The sequence below is a fragment of the Nocardia sp. NPDC101769 genome, assembly GCF_044766925.1.
In the GTDB taxonomy this organism is placed as follows: Bacteria; Actinomycetota; Actinomycetes; order Mycobacteriales; family Mycobacteriaceae; genus Nocardia.
The window spans coordinates 1-1,742 of record NZ_JBIWMX010000132.1 but is presented as its reverse complement, the minus strand read 5'-3'; the positions used below and the strand labels follow the sequence as shown (position 1 = coordinate 1,742).

At 66.4% G+C, this 1,742-nt stretch carries 1 protein-coding gene; it reads right to left on the bottom strand.

Annotation, left to right across the window (positions count from 1 at the left end; genetic code table 11):
• Window positions 1–40: 40 nt before the first annotated feature.
• The gene (locus tag ACIRRA_RS45950) at window positions 41–1,603 is read right to left on the bottom strand and encodes an ISL3 family transposase (RefSeq protein WP_402782458.1); all 1,563 of its coding nucleotides are present in this window, start codon (window positions 1,601–1,603) and stop codon (window positions 41–43) included.
• Window positions 1,604–1,742: the final 139 nt, after the last annotated feature.

Genomic DNA, 1,742 nt, shown 5'->3' with positions numbered 1-1,742 from the left:
GGATCTGGCACAAATTTCGTGATGCGGTTGGCCGAGCTGCTCAGTCACTCAACAGGATTCGCTTTCGGAGAAGGTCTGGTTTCGCGCGCCCGAACATCTGGCGTTTGATCGTCTTGATGCGGTTGACGTGTCCTTCGACCGGTCCGCTGCTCCAGGGCAGCGTCAGGCCGGCGGTGACCGCGTCGAGGTCGCGGCGCAGGCCCCGGACGAACGAGTGCAGAGCCGGGAAGTCGTGGGCGTCAACGGCTTTCATCCAATTCTCGAGTTCGCGCCCGCGGAGGTGACGCATGATCGCGGCAAAGGCGCGGACGTGACCGGTCAAGTCGGTGAGCTGCGGGCTCGAGGCCAGGATCGCGTCGAGTCGTTGCCGATTGTCGGGATCGAGGTTGGCGGGGTCGGTCATGATCCAGGTGACGACCCGGCGAACCGAGGGCGGCTTGTGGACCGGGCGGGGAATGTGGCCGGTCGCGCGGAAGGGCTGCAGGTAGTTCATGACGATTTTGGGTCCCCCGCGGTAGCCACGGCCTTTGATCTCGTGGAACAGCTCGGTGGCGTTGGTGCAGCCCTCGTTCCACCGCTGATGCAGGTAGGGCTTGAACTCCTCCAACAGGCTCGGGCGCTGCCCGGTGCCGTTGTTGACCAGCAACTCCTCGACACTGGCCGCCCGCGCGAAGCGCCGGACGGTTCCGCGGGCGAGACCGAGTCGGGCGCCGATCGCCAGGATGCTTACGCCGTCGTCGAGCAGCGTGTGGACCGCGGCATAACGTTCGCGGGCTCGCACAGCCCACTTGTCGGTCCTTTCCGCAGGTGGCTCGATCCTCGGGGTGGTTACCGGGATTTCCTGCTGGGGCACGCTCGGCGGTTCGGTATCGGCCATGGTGTCCTCGGCGAGGGTGTTCAGGCAGTCGCGGTGTCGGGCCACGACGCGTTCGACCGCTTCGCCGAGGTTGTGCCAGATGTGCCAGCGGTCTGCGACCTGCAGCGCATGGGGTGCTCCGGCGGCGATTCCGTCGGCATAGGCGCCGGCGCGGTCCCGGCAGACGATCTCGACCCCGGGATGGGCCCGCAGCCAGGCGGCGAGAGTTTCGGCGCGGCGGTCTTCGAGCACATCGACCGGGCGTCGGGTTTCGATATCGATCAGGATCGTGCCGTAATGATGCCCGCGACGCAGCGCGAAGTCATCGACCCCGAGCACACGAGGTGTCGCCCGGTCCGGATCGGGCAGTGCCCGGATCTGTCGCAGCAGAGTCATCCGGCTGACCGTGGCCGCCAGATGCCGAGTCATCCGAGCCCCCGCGCGACCGCCCAATGCCAGCGCGACCGCACCCAACAGGTGCTGCAGGATGCTCGTGCGCCGGGCATGCCGCGCAGCAAGCCCCGGCACCTGCTCAGCGAAAGTCTTTCTCCCGCAATCAGAGTTATCACAGAACAACCGCCTGACCCGTAACCGGATCACCACTTCCCGGCCGGTGATCGCGGTGTCGGACAGTCGCCGCCGATAGCGGCTATGGACTCGCCGGGACGACGTTCCGCAGCCCGGACAGGCTGCCGCCTCATCCCGGGTACTCACGTCGAGGTTCACTCGAAGCCCGGCCGCGGTCATGCTGTCGATCTGCAGCCCATTCAGATGGGGGAACATGACCGCGAGCGGTCCAAGATCAGAACACCGGCGACATGATCGATCATCAAGCGCCCGTTGGCAATCCAGGCCGGGTCAATCACGCAAACCGTGCCAGATCCCG